We start from the raw sequence: 20,204 nt of genomic DNA, 5'->3' as shown, positions 1-20,204 counted from the left end.
GGTTCGAGGTATCTGCGACCGTCCCGCCGGTCGCCGTTACCTCGACCGGCTGCTCCCTCGACCGCGGGCGGGGCGGCGGGCGCCGAGCGGGGCCTGGGGGCGTCCGTCGTCCGTCGGCGCGAGTCCTCCCTGGCACGTGGGGCAGGAGAAGATCGTGCGCTCCTGGCCCGCTGGCCCCGCCATCGCGACCCGCACCGTCTCGCCGCAGCGTCGGCACGGCCGCCCCGAGCGGGCGTGGACGTAGGCCGTCTCGCCGTGCCGGTAGACGCCGGTGCTCGACTGGACGGCGTGGCCTGTCGCACGGCGCATGAGCAGGTGGCACCGGCGCACCAAGCGGGCCAGGACCTGCGGTCCCAGCTCGTCCGTCCGTGCCCACGGGTGCACCCGCTCGACGAAGAGGGCCTCGCTCGCCCAGAACGTCCCGATCCCTGCGACGAGCCGCTGGTCGAGCAGGCTCTCCGCGACCGGACGACCCGACGCGCGCAACGCCTGGACGACGCTCTCGACGTCGAGGGCCTCGTCGAGGATGTCCGGTCCGAGATGCCCGGTCAGCGCGCCCTCGTCGCTCGTCCGGACGAGGTCGAGCATGCCGAGCCGCAGGCCGAAGGCAGCCCACGCCCCGGCGGCAAGGGCAGCCCGGGTCTGCCGGCTCGCGAGGTAGCGGCGCTCCTCGGGACCCGCGACCCGCTCGACGCGCCACTGGCCCTCCATGCGCAGGTGCGAGTGGATCGTCCAGCCGCCCTCGACGCGGTGCAGGAGGTGCTTGCCGCGGCTGACCACCTCGAGCGTCGTGGCACCGATCAGCCCACCGCCGTCGAGCTCGCCCCACCGCAGCTCCACCCGGCTCAGCGGCGTCCCCGCGAGCGCCGCGTGCAGGCGGCTCGCGCTCCGGTGGACGGTGTCTCCCTCAGGCACGGGTCGTCCTGCGCAGGCGCAGACCACGGGGGGTGGCGTGGAACCCGGCCGTCTCCAGCGCCGCCGCGAGGGGGTGGTCGCTGCCGAGCAGCTGCTGCCCGTCGGCCCGCTCGACGGTGAGCCGTCCGAGCGCCCCTCTCGCCACCGCGTCGGCGAGGCCCGCGGCGGCGCGCGCGAGCACGTCCGGGTTCTCCGACCACGAGAGGAGCGTCCGTCCACCCCGCTCGACGTAGAGCACGAGCCGACCGTCGACGAGGACGACGAGCGCGCCGGCCTTGCGGCCCGGCTGGTGCTTGCCCTCGCGCTCCGACGGCGGCCAGGGGAGGGCGGCGCCGTACGGGTTCGCCGGGTCGGTCGCCGCGAGGACCCAGGTCTGGCCCTCGCCGCTGGCCGAGCGGACCTGATCGACCGCACCCGGGACGGCGAACTGCGAGGCCCCGAGCGACTCGACGAAGTAGCCGCGCCGCACCTGACCGGCCTCCTCCGCCGCGGAGAGCACGCGGTGGATGGCGGCGAAGCCACCGGGCACCGCCTCCGCCGCGACGGCCCCACGGGTGAGCACCCCGTGCCGGTCGATGAGCCCTTCCGCGAAGGCGTGGGTCCGCACGGTCGCGTCGGTCTCGGCCTCGGGGAGCAGTGACCACCGCCCGGCCACCCGGGGTGGGCCGGTGCGGCTCGGCAGCGCCGCCCGTCCCAGGCTCGGCCGCCCTCGGTACCGAGCGCGGGGGGCCTGGCGTCGCTGGGTCCGGTGCGCCGCTCGCCCGCCGGCGAGCAGCCCGCGGACCGGGACGGCGGTGTCACCGGTGACGAGCCCGCGCCACGCGAGCTCCCACAGCAGGTCGGCGAGCCCCTCGTCGTCGGTGGACCCGACCTGGTCGCTCAGCTGACGGAAGAGATAGGAGCCCCCGCCGGTCAGGGCCTCGAGGACTGTCTCGTGCTCCTCGGTGAGGCCCTCACGGTCGGCCGCAGGCAGCGTCAGCGGTGCGCTGTCCGCGAGGTGCAGCGACACCCAGCCGTCGTCGCCCGGGAGCGACCCGTGGCCGGCCCAGAGCACCTCGCCCGTCGAGATGAGCCCGTCGAGCATCGCGGGCGTGTAGTCGCGGACGCGCGCGGGCAGGACGAGCGACTCGAGGGCGGACGCGGGCAGCCGGACCCCGCCCAGCTGCTCGACGACCCGGACGAGGCCGTCCTCACCGCGCATCGTGCCGCCGACGCCCTGCCACCCGGGCAGGAAGGTCCCCAGCTGCTCCGGCGCGACCGGCTCGACGTCGTGGCGCAGCGCGGCGAGCGAGCGTCGCCGCAGCATCCGGAGGACCTCGGCGTCGGAGAAGTCCGCCCCGGTGCCACTGCCGAGCTCAGCCGGGCGCAGGTCGCCCTCGACGACCCGACCGGACTGCACGAGCCGGCGCAGTCCGTCGCGGGCGACGGCGGTGCCGACGCCCCACCACTGCGCCGCGTCCGAGGCGGCGAAGGGGGTGTGCGTCCGGGCGTAGCGGGCGAGGAGGTCACCGAGCGGGTCGGCGACCGGCTCGAGGAAGACCTGAGGGACGCCGACGGGCAGCGAGACGCCGAGGGCGTCGCGCAGGCGGGCGGCGTCCTCGACGACGGCCCACCGGTCGGTGCCGGCGACGCGGACCGGGATGACCTGACGTGACTCCTGGAGGGTCGCGAGCGCCGCCGCCACACCCCCTTCGTCCATGGTCGAGCGCACCACGATGTCGTCGACGCCGAGCGGCCCGAGGACCCGGAGCAGGTCGGCGACGTCCTCGGCGTCACGGGCCTGGCGACCCTCGGCGAGCCGCTGCAGCTCGGCCTCGGTACGGCGCACCTGCTCGACGTCGAGCAGGTCGGACAGGGCGATCTGCTCGCCACGGCCGAGGAGGTCGGCGAGCAGCGCGGGGTCGAGCGTCAGGGCGGCGGCCCGACGCTCGGCGAGCGGGGAGTCGCCCTCGTAGAGGAACTGGGCGACGTAGCCGAACATCAGCGACGCGGCGAAGGGGGAGGGCCGTGGGCTCTCGACGGCGACGAGGGTCACCTCGCGGCGCTCGATGCCCTCCATGAGCCGGACGAGACCGGGCACGTCGTAGACGTCCTGGAGGACCTCGCGGACGGCCTCGAGGACGATCGGGAAGCTCGGGTACTGGCTGGCCACCTCGAGCAGGGCGGCGGACCGCTGCCGTTGCTGCCACAACGGCTGACGGCGGTCGGGACGGCGGCGCGGCAGCAGCAGGGCCCGCGCTGCGCACTCGCGGAAGCGGGAGGCGAAGAGGGCCGACCCGCCGACCTGCTCGGTGACGAGCGGCATGACCTCGGCGGGCTCGATGCGGACGAGGTCGAGGAGCTCCGCCTCGATCGCCGCGCCGTCGTCGAACTCGAGGTCGGGCAGTCGCAGCACGATCCCGTCGTCGCCGTGCATCGCCTGCACGTCGACCCCGAAGCGCTCGCGCATCCGGGCGGAGATCGCCAGCGCCCACGGCGCGTGCACCTGCCCGCCGAAGGGGGAGAGGACCGCGACGCGCCAGTCGCCGATCTCGTCGCGGAAGCGCTCGACGACGATCGTCCGGTCATCGGGCAGGTGGCGGGTCGCCTCGCGCTGCTCGGCGAGGTAGCCGAGGAGGTTGTCGGCCGCCCACTCGTCGAGCCCGGCAGCGGCGAGCCGCTCGCGGGCGGGGCCGGGAGCGAGCGCGCCGAGCTCGCGCACGGTCGCGCCGAGGGCAGCCCCGAGCTCGGCCGGCCGGCCCTGCTGGTCGCCGTGCCAGAACGGCAGCCGGCCGGGCTGCCCGGGCGCGGGGGAGACGAGCACCCGGTCGTGGGTGATGTCCTCGACCCGCCAGGTCGACGTGCCGAGGGTGAAGACGTCGCCGACGCGGGACTCGTAGACCATCTCCTCGTCGAGCTCGCCGACGCGACGGCCGGGTCCCTCGCCGGTCGCGAGGAAGACGCCGAAGAGCCCGCGGTCGGGGATCGTCCCGCCGCTCGTCACGGCGAGCCGTTGGGCCCCGCGCCGGCCCGAGAGGGTCCCGGCGATCCGGTCCCAGACGATCCGCGGCCTCAGCTCGGCGAAGTCGTCGGAGGGGTACGCGCCGGCGAGCATGTCGAGCGTGGCGTGGAGCACCGGGTCGGGGATCGAGGCGAAGGGGGCGGCCCGCCGGACGAGCGTCGCCAGGTCGGTGACGGTCCAGTCGTCGAGGGCGCACATCGCGACGACCTGCTGGGCGAGGACGTCGAGCGGGTTGGCGGGGACAGCGATGGACTCGATGGCGCCCTGGCGCATGCGCTCGACGACGACGGTGGCCTGGACGAGGTCGCCGCGGAACTTTGGCATGACGACGCCGTGGCTCACCGCCCCGACCTGGTGGCCGGCGCGACCGACGCGCTGCAGCCCGGAGGCGACCGAGGGCGGCGACTCGATCTGGACGACGAGGTCGATCGCGCCCATGTCGATGCCGAGCTCGAGGCTGCTCGTCGCGACGACGCAGGGCAGCCGTCCCGCCTTGAGCGCCTCCTCGATCTCGTCGCGCTGCTCCTTGCTCACGGAGCCGTGGTGGGCGCGGGCGAGCACCGTGTCTGCGTCCTCGACGCGCTCGAGGTAGATCTCGTTGAGCCGCGTCGTGAGTCGCTCGGCCAGGCGACGCGAGTTGACGAAGACGAGCGTGCTGCGCCGCTCGAGCACGAGGTCGACGACCCGATCCTCGACGTGCGGCCAGACCGAGGTGCGGGCCACCTCGCCGGCTGCCGCGCCGGACAGGTCCTCGGTGGGCTGACCGAGGTCGCCGAGGTCGGGGACGGGGACGACGACGTCGAGCTCCCACTCCTTCGTCGACGGAGGCTGGACCACCGCGACCGGTCGACCGCCCGCGAGGTAGCGGGAGACCTCGTCGACCGGGCTGACGGTCGCCGAGAGCCCGATCCGCTGCGCCGGCTGCGGGAGCAGGGCATCGAGCCGCTCGAGCGAGAGGGCGAGGTGGGCGCCGCGCTTGGTGCCCGCGAGGGCGTGGATCTCGTCCACCACGACCGTCTCGACCCCGACGAGGGCCTCGCGGGCCTGCGAGGTGAGCATGAGGAAGAGCGACTCGGGCGTGGTGATGAGGATGTCGGTGGGCGTGCGGGCGAAGGCCCTCCGCTCGTTGGCGGGGGTGTCGCCGGAGCGCACCGAGACGCTGACCTCCGGAGCCTCCTGCCCGAGACGGCGTGCGGCGTGCCCGATGCCGACGAGCGGGGCGCGCAGATTGCGCTCGACGTCGACGGCCAGCGCCTTGAGCGGCGAGATGTAGAGGACCCGGCAGCGGGCGAGCCGCTCCTGGGGCGGTGGTGTGGAGGCGAGCCGGTCGAGGGCCCACAAGAAGGCGGAGAGCGTCTTGCCCGAGCCGGTCGGCGCGACGACGAGGGCGTGGCTGCCCCCGCTGATCGCCGACCAGGCCCCCTGCTGGGCCTGGGTGGGCGCCGCGAAGCTGCTCCGGAACCACGCGCGGGTGGCCGGGGAGAAGCGCTCGAGGATGTCGTCGGTGCTCATGCCGGGGTCAGCGTCTCACCTCGGGCCGACAACGCGGGCCGGCAGGCCCCGACAGGCCACGACGACCCGCACGAGCCAAGGCTCCTGCTCAGACCGCGGGCTGCTGCTGGGTGATGCAGTGGATCCCGCCGCCGCGCGTGTAGAGCGGGCGCGCGTCGACCCCGACGATCGCGCGCCCGGGGTAGGCGCTGCGCAGCACGGCGAGCGCCTCCTCGTCGCGTGGGTCGTCGAAGGTGCAGGCCACGACCCCGCCGTTGCACACGAGGTGGTTGATGTAGCTCCAGTCCACCGGTCCCTCGTCGTCGGTGAGGGTCGCCGGCGCGGGCACGCGCACGACGTGCAGCGGATCCCCCTTCGCGTCCGTGGCGGACCGGAGGACGGCCTCGGCCTCCTGGCTCACCTCGTGATCGGGGTGCGCCGGGTCGTCCTGCCAGTGGAGGAGGACGACGCCCGGCTCGCTGAAGCAGGCGACGATGTCGACGTGGCCGCGGGTGCCGAAGTCGTCGTAGTCGCGTGTCAGGCCACGGGGCAGCCAGATGGCGTGCGTCGCCCCGATGGTCCGGGCCAGCTCGGCCTCGACGGCGGCCTTGGTCAGCCGGGGGTTGCGACCCGGGTCGAGCTGCACGGTCTCGGTGAGCAGGACGGTGCCCTGCCCGTCGACGTGGATGCCGCCGCCCTCGTTGACGAGCGACGACGGGAGGTGGACGGCACCGGCGACGTCGCTCACGAGCTCGGCGACGGCTGCGTCGGCCTCCCAGCTGGCCCACTCCTGGGCGCCCCAGCCGTTGAAGACCCAGTCGACTCCGCCGAGCCGGCCGTCGGCGGTGACGAAGCTCGGTCCGATGTCGCGCATCCAGGCGTCGTCGAGCGCCGCCACGACGACGTCGATGTCGAAGGGCGAGTCCGTCCCGAGGTGGTGCCGGGCGATGCTCACGTCGGCGCTCGTGACGACCATCGTCACGGGCTCGAAGCGGGCGACGGCACGGGCGACGGCGGCCCAGGTGGACCGTGCCTCGTCGGCCTCGGCCTCGGTCTCGCCGAGCGTGTAGCCGGCGCTGGGCCAGGCCATCCATGTGCGCTCGTGCGGCTCCCACTCGGCGGGCATCCGCCAGCTGGTCACCTCTCGACCTCGGTGCCGTGGGTCACGGCGTGCGGGTCGACCCGGACGTGCTCGGGCCGGACCGGCTCGGTGAGGATGCCGTAGCTGTCCGGTCGGCGCGTCGAGAGGAAGGGGAAGAGCGCCAGCCAGTCCTCGCGCTGGGCGAGATCGAGGTCGGCGACGAGCACCGCCTCCTCGTCGCGCGGGGCCTGGACGAGCACCCGGCCGTACGGGTCGGAGATGAAGCTGCTGCCGTAGAAGTCGTTGACGCCCTCGTCGCCGGTGCGGTTGGGCACGACCATGAAGAGCCCGTTGGCGATGCCGTTGCCGACGATCACCTGCTGCCACAGCGGCTGGGTGTCGAAGTCCGGGTGGTCGGGCTCGGAGCCGATGGCGGTGGGGTAGCAGAGCACCTGCGCGCCCCCGATGGAGTACGCGCGGGCGACCTCGGGGAACCACTCGTCCCAGCACGTCGGCAGCCCCAGACGAAGGGGGACCGAGGTCGCGACGTCGTGGACCGGGTAGGCGTCCTCGGCGGGGCCGGCGCGGAAGTAGCGGTCCTCGTGGTAGCCCGCGGTGACAGGGATGTGGGTCTTGCGGGTGCGGGCGACGACCTCGCCGTCGGGGCTGACGACGACGGCGGTGTTGTAGCCGAGGCCGTCGGGCGGGGTGCTGGGGTCGGCCCCGTCGGGGCGCTCGGCGCGCTCGTAGAGCGAGGCGTGGACGAAGACCCCGTGCCGGGTCGCGGCGGCGCGCGCGAGGGAGACGGTCGGGCCGTCCTCGAGCGACTCTGCGCCCGGCCCGGGAGGCTCGGTGGGCAGCACGTCGGCGGGGTAGCGCAGCACGGTGATCTCGGGGAGGAAGACGATCTCGGCCCCGGCCTGCGCGGCCTGGCCGACCGCCTCGTCGAGCACGCGAGCCAGCTCGTCGGCGTCCTCACGCCACCGGTGCTGGACGAGCGCGACACGCAGCGGCGCGGCCGCGGGAGGCCCGTCGGGGGCGGGGACGCGGGCGAGGCTGGGCGGGGTGCCGTCGGCTGTGATGAGGCGCACACGCGCACTCTAGCCAGGGACGCCGACAGCACGGCCACGTCCGCACGTCCGCACGTCCGCACGTCCGCACGTCCGCACGTCCGCACGTCCGTAGACTGCGCCGGATGCGGATGAGTCAGTTCTGGGCCCTCATGGAGGGCGAGTTCGGTGCGGGGTACGCCCACACCCTCGCCCGGCACCAGGTGCTCGGCGCTCTCGGTGACCGGACCGCGCAGGAGGCGCTCGTCGCCGGGCAGCGACCCCGCGACGTGTGGGACGCGGTGTGCGACGCCATGGACGTGCCCTCCGACCGGCGCCTCGGCCGGGACGTCCAGATGGACGTCCCCCGCCACGTCCTCGACTCGATCCCGGACTGAGGCGCTACCGCCGCGTGCGGTCCGGCTCGACCCGCAGCGTCATGAGCGTCGTCGCGAGCATGTCGTAGTGCCCGACGAGCAGCAGCAGCTCGATCGCCTCCCGCTCGCTCGTCACCGCCCGCAGGGCCGCCCACTGCACGTCGTCGAGGTCCTTCGTCGCGACGAGGGCGCGGGCGGCCTCCTGGAGCGCGAGCTCGCGCGGGCTGAAGCTGCTCACCCCGGGGCCGCCGAGGAGCGCCTCGATCTCGTCGGTCGTCAGCCCGGCTCGGCCGCCGAGGAGGCGGTGGTGCTCCTCCTCGTAGGTGCACCGGCGGGCGTGGGCGACGGTGAGGATGACGATCTCGGACTCGCGACGGGCGAGCGACCCGAAGGGCATGAGCCGAGCGGCGAAGTGCAGCCAGCCGGTGAAGAGCCCCTTCGTCCGGCCGAGGGTCGTGAAGATCGCCGGCGGCTCGGTCCCGGTGACCCGGCCGGCCGCGCGGGCGAACCCCCACCGCAGCGGCCCGAGCTCGCGGACACTGCCAGGACCGATGCGGGCGGTCACGGCTGCTCCAGGTGGCGGGCGTCGTCGGGCTGGCGCGTCGTGTACTCGACGACCTCGCGACGGGCGATCTCGAGGGACTCGACGAGATGCGGCAGCGGCTTGAGCTCGATGACCCGCTGGGCGATCGCGCGGGCGGGGACGATCGGCGGCACCCAGAAGGGCGCGGCGATCCGGCGGCTGCGGCGGGCGATGCCACGCTCGAGCGCCTTCATCGCGCAGGACACCGGCGCGACCCCGCTCACCGTGCCGCCCCCGGTGAGGCGCGTGCCGGCCTCGGTGGCGAAGCCGCGGCTCGTCATGTCGGTGTCGAGCTCGGAGTAGTACGCGACGCCGACCTTGGCGCCTGACGGCCTGACCTCCTGGCGGAAGGTGTTGCCGATCGCCTCGACCGCGGCCTTGCTCGCCGAGTAGGCACCGAGCAGCGGCAGCTGGACGGCGGCGGCGAGCGAGGCGGTCGCGAGGGCGTACCCGCGGGGGTGGCTGATGTGCGGTCCCGCGGCGCGCAGGGTGTAGAAGACGCCGAGGGTGTTCACGGCGAGGTGGGCCTCCATGACGCCGGGCTGGCCGCCGATGATCGGGAGCTGCTTGGCGATGCCGGCGTTGGCGACGACGACGTCGAGCCCGCCGAGCTCCTCGACGAGCTCGGCGACCGCACGGTCGACGGCATCGGGGTCGGAGACGTCGCACTCGCGCCACGGGGCGTCGTTGCGGCTCGCGACCTCGCGGAGCAGGTCCGGCTCCAGGCCGGCGACGGCGACCCGCGCCCCGTGCGCGGTGAGCAGGTCGGCCAGGCCGGCGCCGATGCCACGAGCCGCCCCGGTGATGAGCACCCGGCGGTCCCGCAGCGCGGGGGTGTGCCGGGGGTTGGGGGCGTACGGGGCCGGGTGCTTCGTCGCGTGTGCCATTACCCGACGGTAACGACGAAGGGGTGCCGCCGCACCCCGTCGTCGGGGCGGGTCAGGCGACCGGCTCGATGAAGTAGCTGTCGTCCATGGCCGGGTGGGGCTGGACGGGCACGACCTGCAGGCGCACCCGCTCCTCCTCCCAGCGGCGCTGCTCCACGGCCTCCCGGGCGTCGTTGACGAGGTTGCACTGCTCCTGGTTGAGGTAGAACTCGAGCAGCTCGCAGGTGCGGTCGAGGCGGGCGAACTTCTCGTAGGAGTCGCCGTCCTCCGCCGAGGCGACGAGCCGGTCGACGGCGCGCTGGACCGTCGTGCGGCGGACCCGGCGCATGAGCTTGGGCAGGAGGTCGATCTTGCCGTCCTCGCTGACGATGATGACCATCGAGCCCTTGCCGTTGCCGGCGAGGTAGCGGATCGCGGAGTTGTAGCGGGCGCCGCGCGAGGAGTCGCCGGTGCCGGTGGCCTCGCCGTCGAGGATGACCCCGACCGCGTGGGTCAGCCCGTCGGGGGAGACGAGGACGGCGCCGTCGATGTTCGTCAGGGTCGTGAAGGCACGCGGCCCCAGGCGGGTCGGGCTGATCGTGTGCGCCTGGGGGAGCAGCCGCTGCCCCTCGGCCTCGGCGTCCGGGTGGACGACGAGCATCGTCCCGTGCATCTGGCGGGTGCACGCCTCGGCCATGCCCCAGATCGCCTGCGCGTCATCGGCGGAGGCCCTCGGGAAGACCCGCTTGAGGGTGTCGATGAAGGTGTCCGGGTCCATGAGGTCGCGCGGCATCCCGGGCTGCCCGTTGTCGACCCGGAGGAAGGGGATGCCGGCGTGCCAGAGCTCCCACGAGCCGTTGCCGACGATCCGGGCGACGAAGACGTCCTCGTCGGCGCGACGGTAGGCATCGTCGTCGACCTGCCCGAGCCCGTAGACCTCGCGGCCGTCGCAGAGCAGCGCCAGGCCACGGCCGGCCATCTCGAGGACCTTGCGGAAGGACCGGGGGACGGTGATCGGAACTGGGTGGTCGAAGGAGATCTCCTCCTGGACGGCCGGGTGGCCGCGGCGGGCCAGGACGATGCAGCCGAGCCCCGCCCGCCCCTCGTAGGTCTGGGCCGAGACCGCGTCGAAGGCGTCCCGGCAGCCGTGGGCGAAGTCCTGCCCCGTCCGGGAGACGGCACCGTTGACGAAGGTGTCCGCGGCCGAGCGGAGGATGGCGCCCGCGTCGACGCCCATGAGGGTCGTCGGCTCGGTGCGGTCGAGCTCGCGGGAGGCGGCCCGCAGCACGTCGTGGACGACGGCCTCCTGGAAGGAGGTGTCGACGGGGTGACCGTCGACGTTGCTCGAGGTCAGGCTCGGGAGCTCCTCCCAGGAGTCCTCGGTGACGGCGAGGACGGGGAAGACCCGGTAGTCGCCGACGACGCAGCTCAGGCCGACGACGACGGCGCGGTCGTCGAACTTCGCGGCGTGGTGGAGGGCGTCGGCGACCACCTGACGACGGCAGCCCTCGAGCAGCGCGGCGTGGTGGAAGGCCCGCTGCTCCTCCGAGGCGTCCTCGGGCAGGTCCTGCTTCTTCAGCTGGCGCTCGTAGAGCCGGTCGGCCTCGTCGAGGAGGTCTCCGAGGTCCTCGACGGCGAAGGACGCCCGGGGCGGCTCGACGAGGACCGGGAGGCCCGGGTCGCGCTCGGGCAGCCCGACGAGGAAGCCGCGGGGGTCGAGCCCGACCCCGGCCCGGTCGAGGGCGTCGTCGGCGATCCGCTCCATCGACCACCGGAGCTCGCGCTGGCCCTCCCACATCTTCCCCACGCCGTGCGATCCTGCCACCTGTGACCAGGCACGATGCAGCCGACCACCTCGACGAGGAGGCATTCACCCCCTTCGTCGAGGGACTCGACTACCCCGTCTACGTCGTGACGACCGCGGCGGAGGGCGAGACCTCGGGCTGCCTCGTCGGCTTCGCCACCCAGAGCAGCATCGACCCGCCCCGCCTGCTCGTGTGCCTCTCCCAGGCTAACCACACCCACGGCGTCGCGCTCGCCGCGACGCATCTCGCGGTGCACCTCGTGCCGGCCGACCGCCACGACCTCGCCGAGCTCTTCGGCAGCGAGACCGGCGACGAGGTCGACAAGCTCTCGCGCGTCGCGTGGACGCCCGGTCCCGGCGGCGTCCCGCTCCTCGACGACTGCCCCCGCCGGTTCGTGGGCGAGATCCTCGCCCGCCACGACCTCGGCGACCACACGGGTCACCTCCTCGCCCCGGTCACCGTCGGGGAGGCGAAGGGGGAGACCCTCGCCTTCGCGGACGTCCAGGACCTCGACCCCGGCCATGACGCCTGAGCGTCGCACGACAAGGAGAGCCATGCCCATCCTGCGCCGCCTGCTGCCCGCCCCTTCACCCTCCGTCGAGGCCGGGGTCGAGTACGCATACCCCGGCGGCGGCACCCCCTTCGTCCGGGCCAACATGGTCTCGAGCGTCGACGGCGCGGCCGTCCTCGAGGGACGCGTCGGTGATCTCACCGGACCGGTGGACTTCGACCTGCTGCTCCTCCTGCGCTCGCTCTCCGACGTCCTCCTCGTCGGTGCCGCGACGGTGCGCGCCGAGGGCTACGGGCCCGTGCGTACCCGCGCCAAGGATCGCGAGCACCGGGGCGACCGGCCGCTCGCGCACCCGCGGCTGGCCGTCGTGAGTCGCAGGGTCGATCTCGACCTCACGTCGAGCGCCTTCACCGAGGCGCCGGAGCGACCGATCGTCGTGACGACGGGGCTGGCCCACGCGGACCGGGTGGCGGCCGCGGAGGAGGTGGCCGACGTCCTCGTCGCCGGCGAGACCGACGTCGACATGGGGGTCGTCGTCGGCCACCTCGCCGGGCTCGGGCTGACCCGGGTGCTCAGCGAAGGGGGACCGCAGATCCTCGGGACGCTCTACGCAGCCGGCCTCGTCGACGAGCTGTGCCTCGCGCTCTCGCCGCGGGTCGCCGGCGGCGGCGAGACGAGCCGGATCACGGCGGGCGCGACCCTGCCGGAGGTCGAGGGGGTGCGCCTGACCGCGGCGTACGAGGCCGAGGACTTCCTGTTCCTCCGGTACCGCCGCGCGGGATAGCGTCACCCCTCGTGACCACGGCCGCCGATCCCGAGATCCTCCGAGCACGCGGGCTGACGAAGACCTTCGGGGACTTCGTCGCGGTCAGGGGCATCGACGTCGACGTGGCGAAGGGGGAGTCCTTCGGCTTCCTCGGGCCCAACGGTGCCGGCAAGTCCTCGACCATGCGGATGGTCGCGGCGACCTCGCCGCGCACCGGTGGCGAGCTGAGCATCTTCGGTCTCGACCCCGACACCGACGGACCGGCGATCCGGGGGCGGCTCGGCAGCTGCCCGCAGCAGGACAATCTCGACGAGGAGCTGACCGTCGAGGAGAACCTCCACGTCTACGGCCGCTTCTTCGGCCTGCCGCGCAGCGTGATCCGCGGGCGCACGGACGAGCTGCTCGACTTCGCCCAGCTCGCGGAGCGGCGCAAGGACCGGGTCGAGCCGCTGTCCGGCGGGATGAAGCGGCGCCTCTCCATCGCGCGCTCGCTGGTCAACAGCCCCGAGCTGCTGCTCCTCGACGAGCCGACGACGGGTCTGGACCCGCAGGCCCGGCACGTGCTGTGGGACCGGCTCTTCCGGCTGAAGCGGCGGGGCGTCACGCTGATCATCACGACGCACTACATGGACGAGGCGGAGCAGCTGTGCGACCGGCTCGTCGTCATGGACCAGGGGCAGATCGCCGCCGAGGGGTCACCGCGCTCGCTCATCGAGCGCTACTCCACGCGCGAGGTGCTCGAGCTGCGACTGCCGCTGGACGGGGACGCCGACCACACCGACGCGGCGGTCCTGTCCTCGCTCGAGGGCGTCGGCGAGCGGGTGGAGGCCCTGCCCGACCGGGTGCTCGTCTACGCCGACCACGGGGACGCGGCGCTGGAGATCGCAACCGACCGTGGGCTGCAGCCGCTCTCGGCGCTCGTGCGCCGATCCACCCTCGAGGACGTCTTCCTCCACCTCACCGGCCGGACGCTGGTCGACTGATGCCCGCCGAAGGGGTCCGCCCGGCGATGACCCGGATGCAGCGGGTGGGCGGGGTGGCCGGGTACTTCCTGCGCGTCTGGCGGCGGACCTGGCTCGGGTCGGTGATGAGCCGGCTGCTCAGCCCGCTGCTCTTCGTCCTGGCCTTCGGCGTGGCGCTCGGCTCGCTCGTCGACGAGAGCTCCGGTGGGGTCGACGGCGTGCCGTACCTGCTCTTCGTGGCGCCGGCGATGGTGGCCGTGCAGGGAATGCTCGACGCGACGAACGAGTCCCTCTGGCCGGTGTACGGGCTCTTCACGTGGAACCGGATGTACCACTCGATGCTCGCCACCCCCCTCACCGTCGGAGACCTTCTCCTCGGGCACCTCAGCGTCATCGCGCTGCAGGGCGCGATCGGGGCCGGCGCCTTCGTGCTCGTCGCGAGCACCTTCGAGGCGTTCACCTCGCCGTGGGCGGCGCTGTGCGTCCCGGTCGGCGTGCTCACCGGGCTCGCCTTCGCGACGACGCTCTTCGGGATCGCGGCGCGGGCGTCCGGTGACGGGGTCTTCAACCTCGTCTTCCGGATCGTCATCACCCCGCTCATGCTCTTCTCCGGGGTCTTCTTCCCGGTCTCCTCGCTGCCGCTCCCGCTCGAGGCGCTCGCCTGGGTCACCCCGCTGTGGCACGGCGTCGAGCTCTCGCGGGACGCGGCGGCCGGGACGGCCGACCCGATGTCGGCGGTCCACCTTGTCGTGCTCCTCGCCTTCGTCGTCGGCGGGTTCCTCTTCGCCCGAAGGGGGTTCACCCGGAGGTTGGTCGTATGACCTCGCTGACCCCTGGCCTGATGCTCTGGCGGACGGTCGTCGCACGCAACGTCATCGCCTTCCGCCGGCAGTGGGCGATCTTCCTCAGCGGCTTCCTCGAGCCGGTCTTCTACCTCTTCTCGCTCGGGATCGGGGTCGGGGCGCTCGTGCCGCTGGTGACGACGGACTCCGGGCGCCAGGTGGAGTACGCGGTCTTCGTCGCGCCGGCGCTGCTCGCCAGCTCGGCGATGAACGGCGCGATCATGGACAGCACCTTCAACGTCTTCTTCAAGCTGAGGTACGCCCGGCTCTACGACGCGATGCTCGCGACTCCGGTCGGGCCGCGCGACATCGCGGTCGGCGAGGTCGTCTGGTCGCTCATCCGGGGCGGCCTGTACGCGCTCGCCTTCTTCGTCGTCGCGGCCGTCGTGGGGGTCGTCGACCTGACGAACCCGTGGGCCTGGCTCTGCGTGCCGGCGGCGGTCTTCATCGGGCTCGCCTTCTCCGGCGTCGGGATGTTCGCGACGACCTTCATGCGCAGCTGGGTCGACTTCGACTGGATCTTCTTCTTCGTCCAGCCGATGTTCGTGCTCTCGGCGACGTTCTTCCCGCTCTCGGTCTACCCCGGGTGGGCGCAGCCGATCGTCCAGGTCAGCCCGCTGTACCACGGCGTCGCGCTGGAGCGCGCGCTCATGCTCGGCGAGGTGGGCTGGGGGACGCTCGGCCACGTCGGGTACCTCGTCGCCCTCGGGGCGCTCGGCATCTGGGGCACCTCACGACGACTCGAGGCGATGCTGCGCTCCTGAGACCTGCGAGGTCGTGAGTCAGCGGGCGTAGCGGCCGACGAAGTTGCGCAGGACGAGGCTGACCGACGAGACGTCGGCGGCGCGGGCCTGGGCGACGAGGTGGATCGCCTCCTCCGGCTCGCAGTAGCCCTGCCCGGCGTAGATCTCGAGCCGGGTCTCGAGGCTGTCGGCGTCGAGCTCGGGGTGGAACTGCGTCGCGTAGACGTTCTTGCCCATGCGGAACATCTGGACCGGGCAGGCGGCGCCGGCGGCGAGCAGGGTCGCACCGTCCGGGAGGACCCGGCAGGCCTCCTTGTGGCCGACGATCGCGTGGAAGGGCGAGGGGATCCCCGCCAGGAGCGGGTCGTTCTGACCGGCCTCGGTCTGGGTGATCTCGATCGAGGTCGGGGGCTCGGAGAAGGTCCGGTCGACGACCCCGCCGTGGGTCGAGCCGAGGACACCGACGCCGAAGCACGCGCCGAGGAAGGGGAAGTCCTCCTCGACGACGCGCCGGGCGATCCGTGCCAGGTCGGCCTCGACGCGCCGCTGCACCTCGCCCTTCGCCTCGTCGGAGACGTTGAAGGGGGAGCCACCGACGATGATCCCGCTCCACGCGTCGAGGTCGAGGTCGCCCAGCGGCGCGGCCTCGAGGCGGTGCCGGACGAGCTGGTGCTCGACGAGCCCGGAGTAGCGCAGGAAGCCGGCGTACTCGTCGTCCGCGGCGGGGTCGTCGGCGCGGGTGGCGAGCAGCAGGAAGGGCCTCACCCGACCAGGCTAGGTCGGGACCCCGACGGTGCGACACGCGGTCCGCGTGTCGCACCTCGCCTCGAACACCTGTTCGGCTACTGTCGTCCCCAGTGATCGCTCCGGCGACATCGGTATCCACAGCCTCACGGCGGCCGCGGATCGTTGTCGGTGGTGCTCTCTAGCGTCTGATCCGACCGCACGACGAGACCGATGGTGCGCCGGTTCGCCGGTGGACGCGCCCGACACGAGAACCCAGAAGGTAGGTACCGCACATGGCTGATGTCACCGCCATCGACGCCAAGCTCCAGGAGCAGAAGCTCAAGTCCCTCGACGCCGTCATGGGACAGATCGAGAAGTCGCACGGCAAGGGCGCGGTCATGCGTCTCGGCGACGACGTCCGTCCCCCGATCGCGGTCATCCCGACCGGGTCGATCTCCCTCGACATCGCGCTCGGCATCGGCGGCCTGCCCCGCGGCCGGGTCGTCGAGATCTACGGCCCGGAGTCCAGCGGCAAGACGACCGTCGCGCTCCACGCGGTCGCCAGCGCGCAGAAGGCCGGCGGCATCGCCGCCTTCATCGACGCGGAGCACGCCCTCGACCCCGACTACGCGAAGAAGCTCGGTGTCGACACCGACGCGCTCCTCGTCTCGCAGCCCGACACCGGTGAGCAGGCCCTCGAGATCGCCGACATGCTCATCCGCTCCGGCGCCCTGGACATCATCGTCATCGACTCCGTCGCGGCGCTCGTGCCCCGCGCCGAGATCGAGGGCGAGATGGGCGACAGCCACGTCGGCCTCCAGGCCCGCCTCATGAGCCAGGCCCTGCGCAAGATCACCGGTGCCCTCAACACCTCCGGCACGACGGCGATCTTCATCAACCAGCTCCGCGAGAAGATCGGCGTGATGTTCGGCTCGCCCGAGACGACCACGGGTGGCAAGGCGCTGAAGTTCTACGCCTCGGTCCGCCTCGACGTCCGCCGCATCGAGACGCTCAAGGACGGCACCGACGCCGTCGGCAACCGCACGCGGGTCAAGGTCGTGAAGAACAAGGTCTCCCCGCCCTTCAAGCAGGCCGAGTTCGACATCCTCTACGGTCAGGGCATCTCCCGCGAGGGTGGCCTCATCGACATGGGTGTCGACCAGGGCTTCGTCCGCAAGGCCGGTGCCTGGTACACGTACGAGGGCGACCAGCTCGGCCAGGGCAAGGAGAACGCCCGCAACTTCCTCAAGGACAACCCCGACCTCGCCGACGAGATCGAGGCGAAGATCAAGGCCAAGCTCGGCATCGGCGTCCAGCCGGTCGAGGCGACCGAGATCGCCGACGTCCCGGTCGACTTCTGAGCGAACAGCAACTGATCACCGTGCCTGAGCACGACCCGGCCGCACGCAGCGCCTCCCTCGAGGAGCTGCGTGCGGCCGTCGCGCGTGCGGAGCAGGGCGGGCGACCGGAGCAGCGCCCGACGTCCGACGGGCCGCCGCCGCCCGAGCCGCAGGATGCCGACGCCGACCCGCACGCCGTGGCTCGGGCGGTCGTCCTGCGCCAGCTCACCGGCTCGCCGAAGTCGCGCTCCCAGCTCGCCCAGGCCCTGCGGCGCAAGGGCTGCCCGGATGACGTCGCCGAGGCGGTGCTCGACCGGTTCGAGGAGGTCGGGCTCGTCGATGACGAGGCCTACGCACAGATGTTCGTGAGGTCTAAGCAGTCCGGCCGGGGCCTGGCCCGTCGCGCCCTCCAGCACGAGCTCCGCTCGAAGGGGGTGGACGACGAGATCGCCCGCGGCGTGATCGACGACATCGACCCCGACACGGAGCGCGAGATCGCGCGCGGGCTGGTCGAGAAGAAGCTCCGCTCGCTGCACGGCCTCGACCGGCAGGTCCAGGTCCGGCGCCTCGCGGGGCTGCTCGCCCGCAAGGGCTACGGCGCCGAGGTCAGCCGTCAGGTCATCGCCGAGGCGCTCGACGCGCTCCCGGAGCACCAGCGGGACTGAGCCGCACCCGCGCGCCCGGCACGAGCTGGGCTGCGCGGTCGCACGACTCCGCGGTGAGCACCGCGATGACGGGGTAGCCCCCCGTCACCGGGTGGTCACTCAGGAAGAGCGTGGGCTGCCCGTCGCTGCTCACCTGGACCGAGCCGCGCACCACGCCTTCGCTCGGCAGCTCGTCGGTGACCGCCCGCCCGAGGGCCGGTCCGCGCAGCCGCGCCCCGACCCGGTCGACGTCGGCGGTCACGGTCCACTCCGCGGTCGTCAGGGCCTGCCAGGCGGCGTCGGTGAACCAGTCCGCCCGCGGGCCCGGCTCCACGAAGAGCACGGAGGGCGCAGCGACGAGCCGCCGGGGATCGGCCGGTCCGGTCGCCGCGTGGTCGACGGCGAGCCGGACGTCGGTGCCCGCCTCACCGGCGGCGAGGACGTCGCCCGGGCGCAGCGGCGCCGGGCCCGTCCCCGAGAGGGTGTCGTAGGCGCGCGACCCGAGGACGGGGTCGCGCAGCCAGCCGCCCGAGACCGCGAGGTAGGAGCGCAGGCCGTGCACCGGCCGGTCGATCCGCAGGACCGACCCGCCCGGCCAGCGCACGACGGACGACGGGGCCACCGCCCGGCCGTCGACAGTGATCGCTGCCGTGGCGCCGGTGACGGCGACGAGGAGGTCCTCGCGGGCCCGGGCCACGAGACCGCCCAGGGTCACCTCGACGGTGGCCGCGTCGGTCGCGCACCCGGTGAGTCGCAGCGCCAGGGCGTGCGAGGTGAGATCGGCCGCCCCCGAGCGCCCGAGCCCGACCGCGGCATACCCCGGACGGCCGAGGTCCTGAAGGGTGGCGAGCGGGCCGGCCTCGAGCACCTCGACGGCGCGGCGGGCGCCCGGCGCGAGACCCTCCGGGGCACGTGCCGGGGCGCCGTCCTCGAGCGCCCCCGGCAGGTGGTCGACGGGGACGAAACGCACCCTGTCCCCGGGCGCGAGGAGTGCCGGGGACAGCCGGTCGATGTCCCACAACGGCGCGTCCGTGCGGCCCACGAGCTGCCACCCGCCGGGGGTGGTGCGCGGGTAGATGCCGCACCACGTGTCCGCCAGCGCCACCGAGCCGGCGGGCACAGCGGTCCGTGGGGAGGACCGCCGGGGAACTCGGAGCGAGTCGTCCCCGGCGAGGTAACCGAAACCCGGGGCGAAGCCGGCGAAGGCGACCTCCCACGAGGTGCTGGCGTGGCGCTCCACGACCTCCTCGACGGACATGCCGAGGGACGCGGCGACGACCGTGAGGTCCGCGCCGTCGTAGACCACGGAGAGCTCGTGGGTCCGGGCCGGCCCCGACCCCGTGGGCCGGCCGAGGGCGCCGGCGACAGCGGCGACCCGGCCGGCCACCCCCTTCGTCGTCGTGACCCGCGGGTCGAAGGTGACGATGACGGTCCGGGCCGCCGGGACGAGGTCGAGGACCCCGGGCAGCCCGCCGCCCTCGACCTCGGCGGCCAGCGCGGCGTGCAGCGCCCGGCTCTCGGCGAGGGAGCCGACCTCGGCGAGGACGGCGGCCGAGCCGGCGGGCAGCAGACGCATCAGGCGAAGGGGGCGACCCGCACCCCGGCCTCGGCCAGGGCGTCCCGCACGGCGCGGGCGTCGTCGACAGCACTGGGGGAGTCGCCGTGCACGCAGATGGAGGAGACCCGTGAGGCCACGACGCTGCCGTCGGTGGCGGTCACCGAGCCGGTCGCCAGCTGGCGGGTCTGCGCGACGATCCGCGGGCCGGCGAGGACCGCCCCGGCCTCGCCGCGGGGGAGCAGCGTGCCCGCAGCCGTGTATGCCCGGTCGGCGAAACCCTCGGCAGCGGAGCGGATCCCGCCCTCCTCGGCGCGCCGCAGCCAGGCCGAGCCGGGCAGCCCGAGCGCGACGAGCTCGCCCCCCAGCAGGCGCATGGCCTCGACGAGGGCTGCTGCCTGGGTTTCGTGGTGGACCACCGCGTTGTACAGCGCCCCGTGCGGCTTGACGTAGGCGACGCGGGCGCCGACCGCCTCGGTGAAGGCCCGCAGAGCCCCGACCTGGTAGACGATCTCCGCGGTCAGCTCGGCCGGGTCGACGTCGATGAAGCGACGACCGAAGCCGCCGAGGTCGTGGTAAGAGACCTGGGCGCCGATGACGACACCGCGCTCCGCGCACCGGGCGACGACCCGCTGCATCGTCCGGGCATCCCCGGCGTGGAAGCCGCAGGCGACGTTGGCGCTCGTCACGACGTCGAGCAGCCCGTCGTCGTCGGTCAGGGCCCAGCGGCCGAAACCCTCGCCGAGGTCTGCGTTGAGGTCGATCGTCACCACGAGGGCATCGTGGCAGACCCAGGCGCACCCCTTCGCCCGAAGTTGCCCTCCGCCCCGCAACCTCACGACAACATCCCCCACCTAAGGTGGGCGCGTGACCCAGGTACAGCGACAGTCCCAGGGACCCGACGGCCAGTCCCAGTCCCAGACCCAGGGACTTTTCAGCAGCTACGC

Annotated in this window: 17 protein-coding genes and 1 pseudogene; 8 read left to right on the top strand and 10 right to left on the bottom strand. The window is 73.6% G+C overall.

The genetic code is table 11. From position 1 onward, the window contains the following. Window positions 1–36 precede the first annotated feature (36 nt). The 4 genes from JNO54_RS11340 to JNO54_RS11325 all read right to left on the bottom strand — a co-directional run bounded on the left by JNO54_RS11340 (window position 37) and on the right by JNO54_RS11325 (window position 7,579). The gene (locus JNO54_RS11340; RefSeq protein ID WP_204143992.1) at window positions 37–915 is read right to left on the bottom strand and encodes a DNA-formamidopyrimidine glycosylase family protein; all 879 of its coding nucleotides are present in this window, start codon (window positions 913–915) and stop codon (window positions 37–39) included. Beyond that, entirely contained in the window at window positions 908–5,428 is a 4,521-nt protein-coding gene (locus JNO54_RS11335; protein WP_204143991.1) for a DEAD/DEAH box helicase, read from the bottom strand. Before JNO54_RS11335 ends, JNO54_RS11340 begins: the two co-directional genes overlap by 8 nt. 88 nt (window positions 5,429–5,516) lie before the next feature. Continuing rightward, window positions 5,517–6,548: an agmatine deiminase family protein gene (locus JNO54_RS11330; protein ID WP_307818185.1), complete on the bottom strand. Its 1,032-nt coding sequence runs from the start codon at window positions 6,546–6,548 to the stop codon at window positions 5,517–5,519. After that, window positions 6,545–7,579 carry a nitrilase-related carbon-nitrogen hydrolase gene (locus JNO54_RS11325; protein WP_204143990.1) on the bottom strand — a complete coding sequence of 345 codons (1,035 nt, stop codon included), beginning with the start codon at window positions 7,577–7,579 and terminating at the stop codon, window positions 6,545–6,547. The genes JNO54_RS11330 and JNO54_RS11325 overlap by 4 nt, the downstream gene beginning before the upstream one ends. 110 nt (window positions 7,580–7,689) lie before the next feature. On the opposite strand from JNO54_RS11325, the gene JNO54_RS11320 reads away from it, so the two are divergent. Continuing rightward, a complete protein-coding gene (locus JNO54_RS11320; protein ID WP_372430720.1) occupies window positions 7,690–7,935 on the top strand; it encodes a DUF3046 domain-containing protein in 246 nt (81 codons plus the stop codon). Between the two features lie 4 nt (window positions 7,936–7,939). On the opposite strand, the gene JNO54_RS11315 is transcribed toward JNO54_RS11320, so the two are convergent. From JNO54_RS11315 to JNO54_RS11305, 3 genes are read right to left on the bottom strand one after another with little or no spacing between them, the layout of a single operon-like run. Beyond that, window positions 7,940–8,479, bottom strand: a complete 540-nt coding sequence (locus JNO54_RS11315; protein ID WP_204143988.1) for a carboxymuconolactone decarboxylase family protein — start codon at window positions 8,477–8,479, stop codon at window positions 7,940–7,942. Next, complete coding sequence (locus JNO54_RS11310) at window positions 8,476–9,384, bottom strand: SDR family NAD(P)-dependent oxidoreductase (RefSeq protein WP_204143987.1); 909 nt, start codon at window positions 9,382–9,384, stop codon at window positions 8,476–8,478. The genes JNO54_RS11315 and JNO54_RS11310 overlap by 4 nt, the downstream gene beginning before the upstream one ends. A 52-nt stretch (window positions 9,385–9,436) precedes the next feature. Continuing rightward, on the bottom strand, window positions 9,437–11,161 hold the full coding sequence (locus tag JNO54_RS11305) for a hypothetical protein (protein ID WP_204144691.1): 1,725 nt from the start codon (window positions 11,159–11,161) through the stop codon (window positions 9,437–9,439). Window positions 11,162–11,190: 29 nt separating this feature from the next. Between JNO54_RS11305 and JNO54_RS11300 the strand changes: the two genes are divergently transcribed. The 5 genes from JNO54_RS11300 to JNO54_RS11280 are packed head-to-tail and all read left to right on the top strand — an operon-like array spanning window position 11,191 to window position 15,013. Next, on the top strand, window positions 11,191–11,700 hold the full coding sequence (locus JNO54_RS11300; protein WP_204143986.1) for a flavin reductase family protein: 510 nt from the start codon (window positions 11,191–11,193) through the stop codon (window positions 11,698–11,700). A gap of 22 nt (window positions 11,701–11,722) precedes the next feature. Then, a complete protein-coding gene (locus JNO54_RS11295) occupies window positions 11,723–12,463 on the top strand; it encodes a dihydrofolate reductase family protein (RefSeq protein ID WP_204143985.1) in 741 nt (246 codons plus the stop codon). 11 nt (window positions 12,464–12,474) lie between these two features. Further along, window positions 12,475–13,428: an ABC transporter ATP-binding protein gene (locus JNO54_RS11290; protein ID WP_307818184.1), complete on the top strand. Its 954-nt coding sequence runs from the start codon at window positions 12,475–12,477 to the stop codon at window positions 13,426–13,428. Further along, window positions 13,428–14,228: an ABC transporter permease gene (locus tag JNO54_RS11285; RefSeq protein WP_204143984.1), complete on the top strand. Its 801-nt coding sequence runs from the start codon at window positions 13,428–13,430 to the stop codon at window positions 14,226–14,228. The genes JNO54_RS11290 and JNO54_RS11285 overlap by 1 nt, the downstream gene beginning before the upstream one ends. Continuing rightward, entirely contained in the window at window positions 14,225–15,013 is a 789-nt protein-coding gene (locus tag JNO54_RS11280; protein WP_204143983.1) for an ABC transporter permease, read from the top strand. Before JNO54_RS11285 ends, JNO54_RS11280 begins: the two co-directional genes overlap by 4 nt. Before the next feature lie 18 nt (window positions 15,014–15,031). On the opposite strand, the gene JNO54_RS11275 is transcribed toward JNO54_RS11280, so the two are convergent. Next, complete coding sequence (locus JNO54_RS11275; RefSeq protein WP_204143982.1) at window positions 15,032–15,757, bottom strand: glutamine amidotransferase; 726 nt, start codon at window positions 15,755–15,757, stop codon at window positions 15,032–15,034. A 254-nt stretch (window positions 15,758–16,011) separates the two neighbouring features. Between JNO54_RS11275 and recA the strand changes: the two are divergent. Both recA and JNO54_RS11265 read left to right on the top strand, forming a co-directional pair. Further along, window positions 16,012–17,025 (top strand): annotated as a pseudogene (recA, locus tag JNO54_RS11270) (recombinase RecA); the annotation flags it as partial. Window positions 17,026–17,099: 74 nt separating this feature from the next. Continuing rightward, the gene (locus tag JNO54_RS11265) at window positions 17,100–17,723 is read left to right on the top strand and encodes a regulatory protein RecX (protein ID WP_307818183.1); all 624 of its coding nucleotides are present in this window, start codon (window positions 17,100–17,102) and stop codon (window positions 17,721–17,723) included. Here the strand turns inward: JNO54_RS11265 and JNO54_RS11260 are convergent. Together JNO54_RS11260 and JNO54_RS11255 are read right to left on the bottom strand one after the other, a co-directional pair. Beyond that, window positions 17,677–19,278: a 5-oxoprolinase subunit B/C family protein gene (locus tag JNO54_RS11260; protein WP_204143980.1), complete on the bottom strand. Its 1,602-nt coding sequence runs from the start codon at window positions 19,276–19,278 to the stop codon at window positions 17,677–17,679. The two genes, JNO54_RS11265 and JNO54_RS11260, sit on opposite strands and share 47 nt — an antisense overlap. Continuing rightward, the gene (locus JNO54_RS11255) at window positions 19,278–20,030 is read right to left on the bottom strand and encodes a LamB/YcsF family protein (protein WP_307818182.1); all 753 of its coding nucleotides are present in this window, start codon (window positions 20,028–20,030) and stop codon (window positions 19,278–19,280) included. The genes JNO54_RS11260 and JNO54_RS11255 overlap by 1 nt, the downstream gene beginning before the upstream one ends. Between the last annotated feature and the right edge of the window lie 174 nt (window positions 20,031–20,204).

The organism is Janibacter endophyticus (assembly GCF_016888335.1).
GTDB classification, from domain to species: Bacteria; Actinomycetota; Actinomycetes; order Actinomycetales; family Dermatophilaceae; genus Marihabitans; species Marihabitans endophyticum.
The sequence above is the reverse complement of the archived record's forward strand: the minus strand, read 5'-3'. Positions and strand labels throughout refer to the sequence as shown.

What these genes read in the sequence shown, in the direction of transcription:
- JNO54_RS11310 (WP_204143987.1), bottom strand. Translation starts at nt 9,384, where the DNA reads ATGGCACACGCGACGAAGCACCCGGCCCCGTACGCCCCCAACCCCCGG.
- JNO54_RS11260 (WP_204143980.1), bottom strand. Translation starts at nt 19,278, where the DNA reads ATGCGTCTGCTGCCCGCCGGCTCGGCCGCCGTCCTCGCCGAGGTCGGC.
- JNO54_RS11335 (WP_204143991.1), bottom strand. Translation starts at nt 5,428, where the DNA reads ATGAGCACCGACGACATCCTCGAGCGCTTCTCCCCGGCCACCCGCGCG.
- JNO54_RS11295 (WP_204143985.1), top strand. Translation starts at nt 11,723, where the DNA reads ATGCCCATCCTGCGCCGCCTGCTGCCCGCCCCTTCACCCTCCGTCGAG.
- JNO54_RS11280 (WP_204143983.1), top strand. Translation starts at nt 14,225, where the DNA reads ATGACCTCGCTGACCCCTGGCCTGATGCTCTGGCGGACGGTCGTCGCA.
- JNO54_RS11320 (WP_372430720.1), top strand. Translation starts at nt 7,690, where the DNA reads ATGAGTCAGTTCTGGGCCCTCATGGAGGGCGAGTTCGGTGCGGGGTAC.
- JNO54_RS11285 (WP_204143984.1), top strand. Translation starts at nt 13,428, where the DNA reads ATGCCCGCCGAAGGGGTCCGCCCGGCGATGACCCGGATGCAGCGGGTG.
- JNO54_RS11305 (WP_204144691.1), bottom strand. Translation starts at nt 11,161, where the DNA reads ATGTGGGAGGGCCAGCGCGAGCTCCGGTGGTCGATGGAGCGGATCGCC.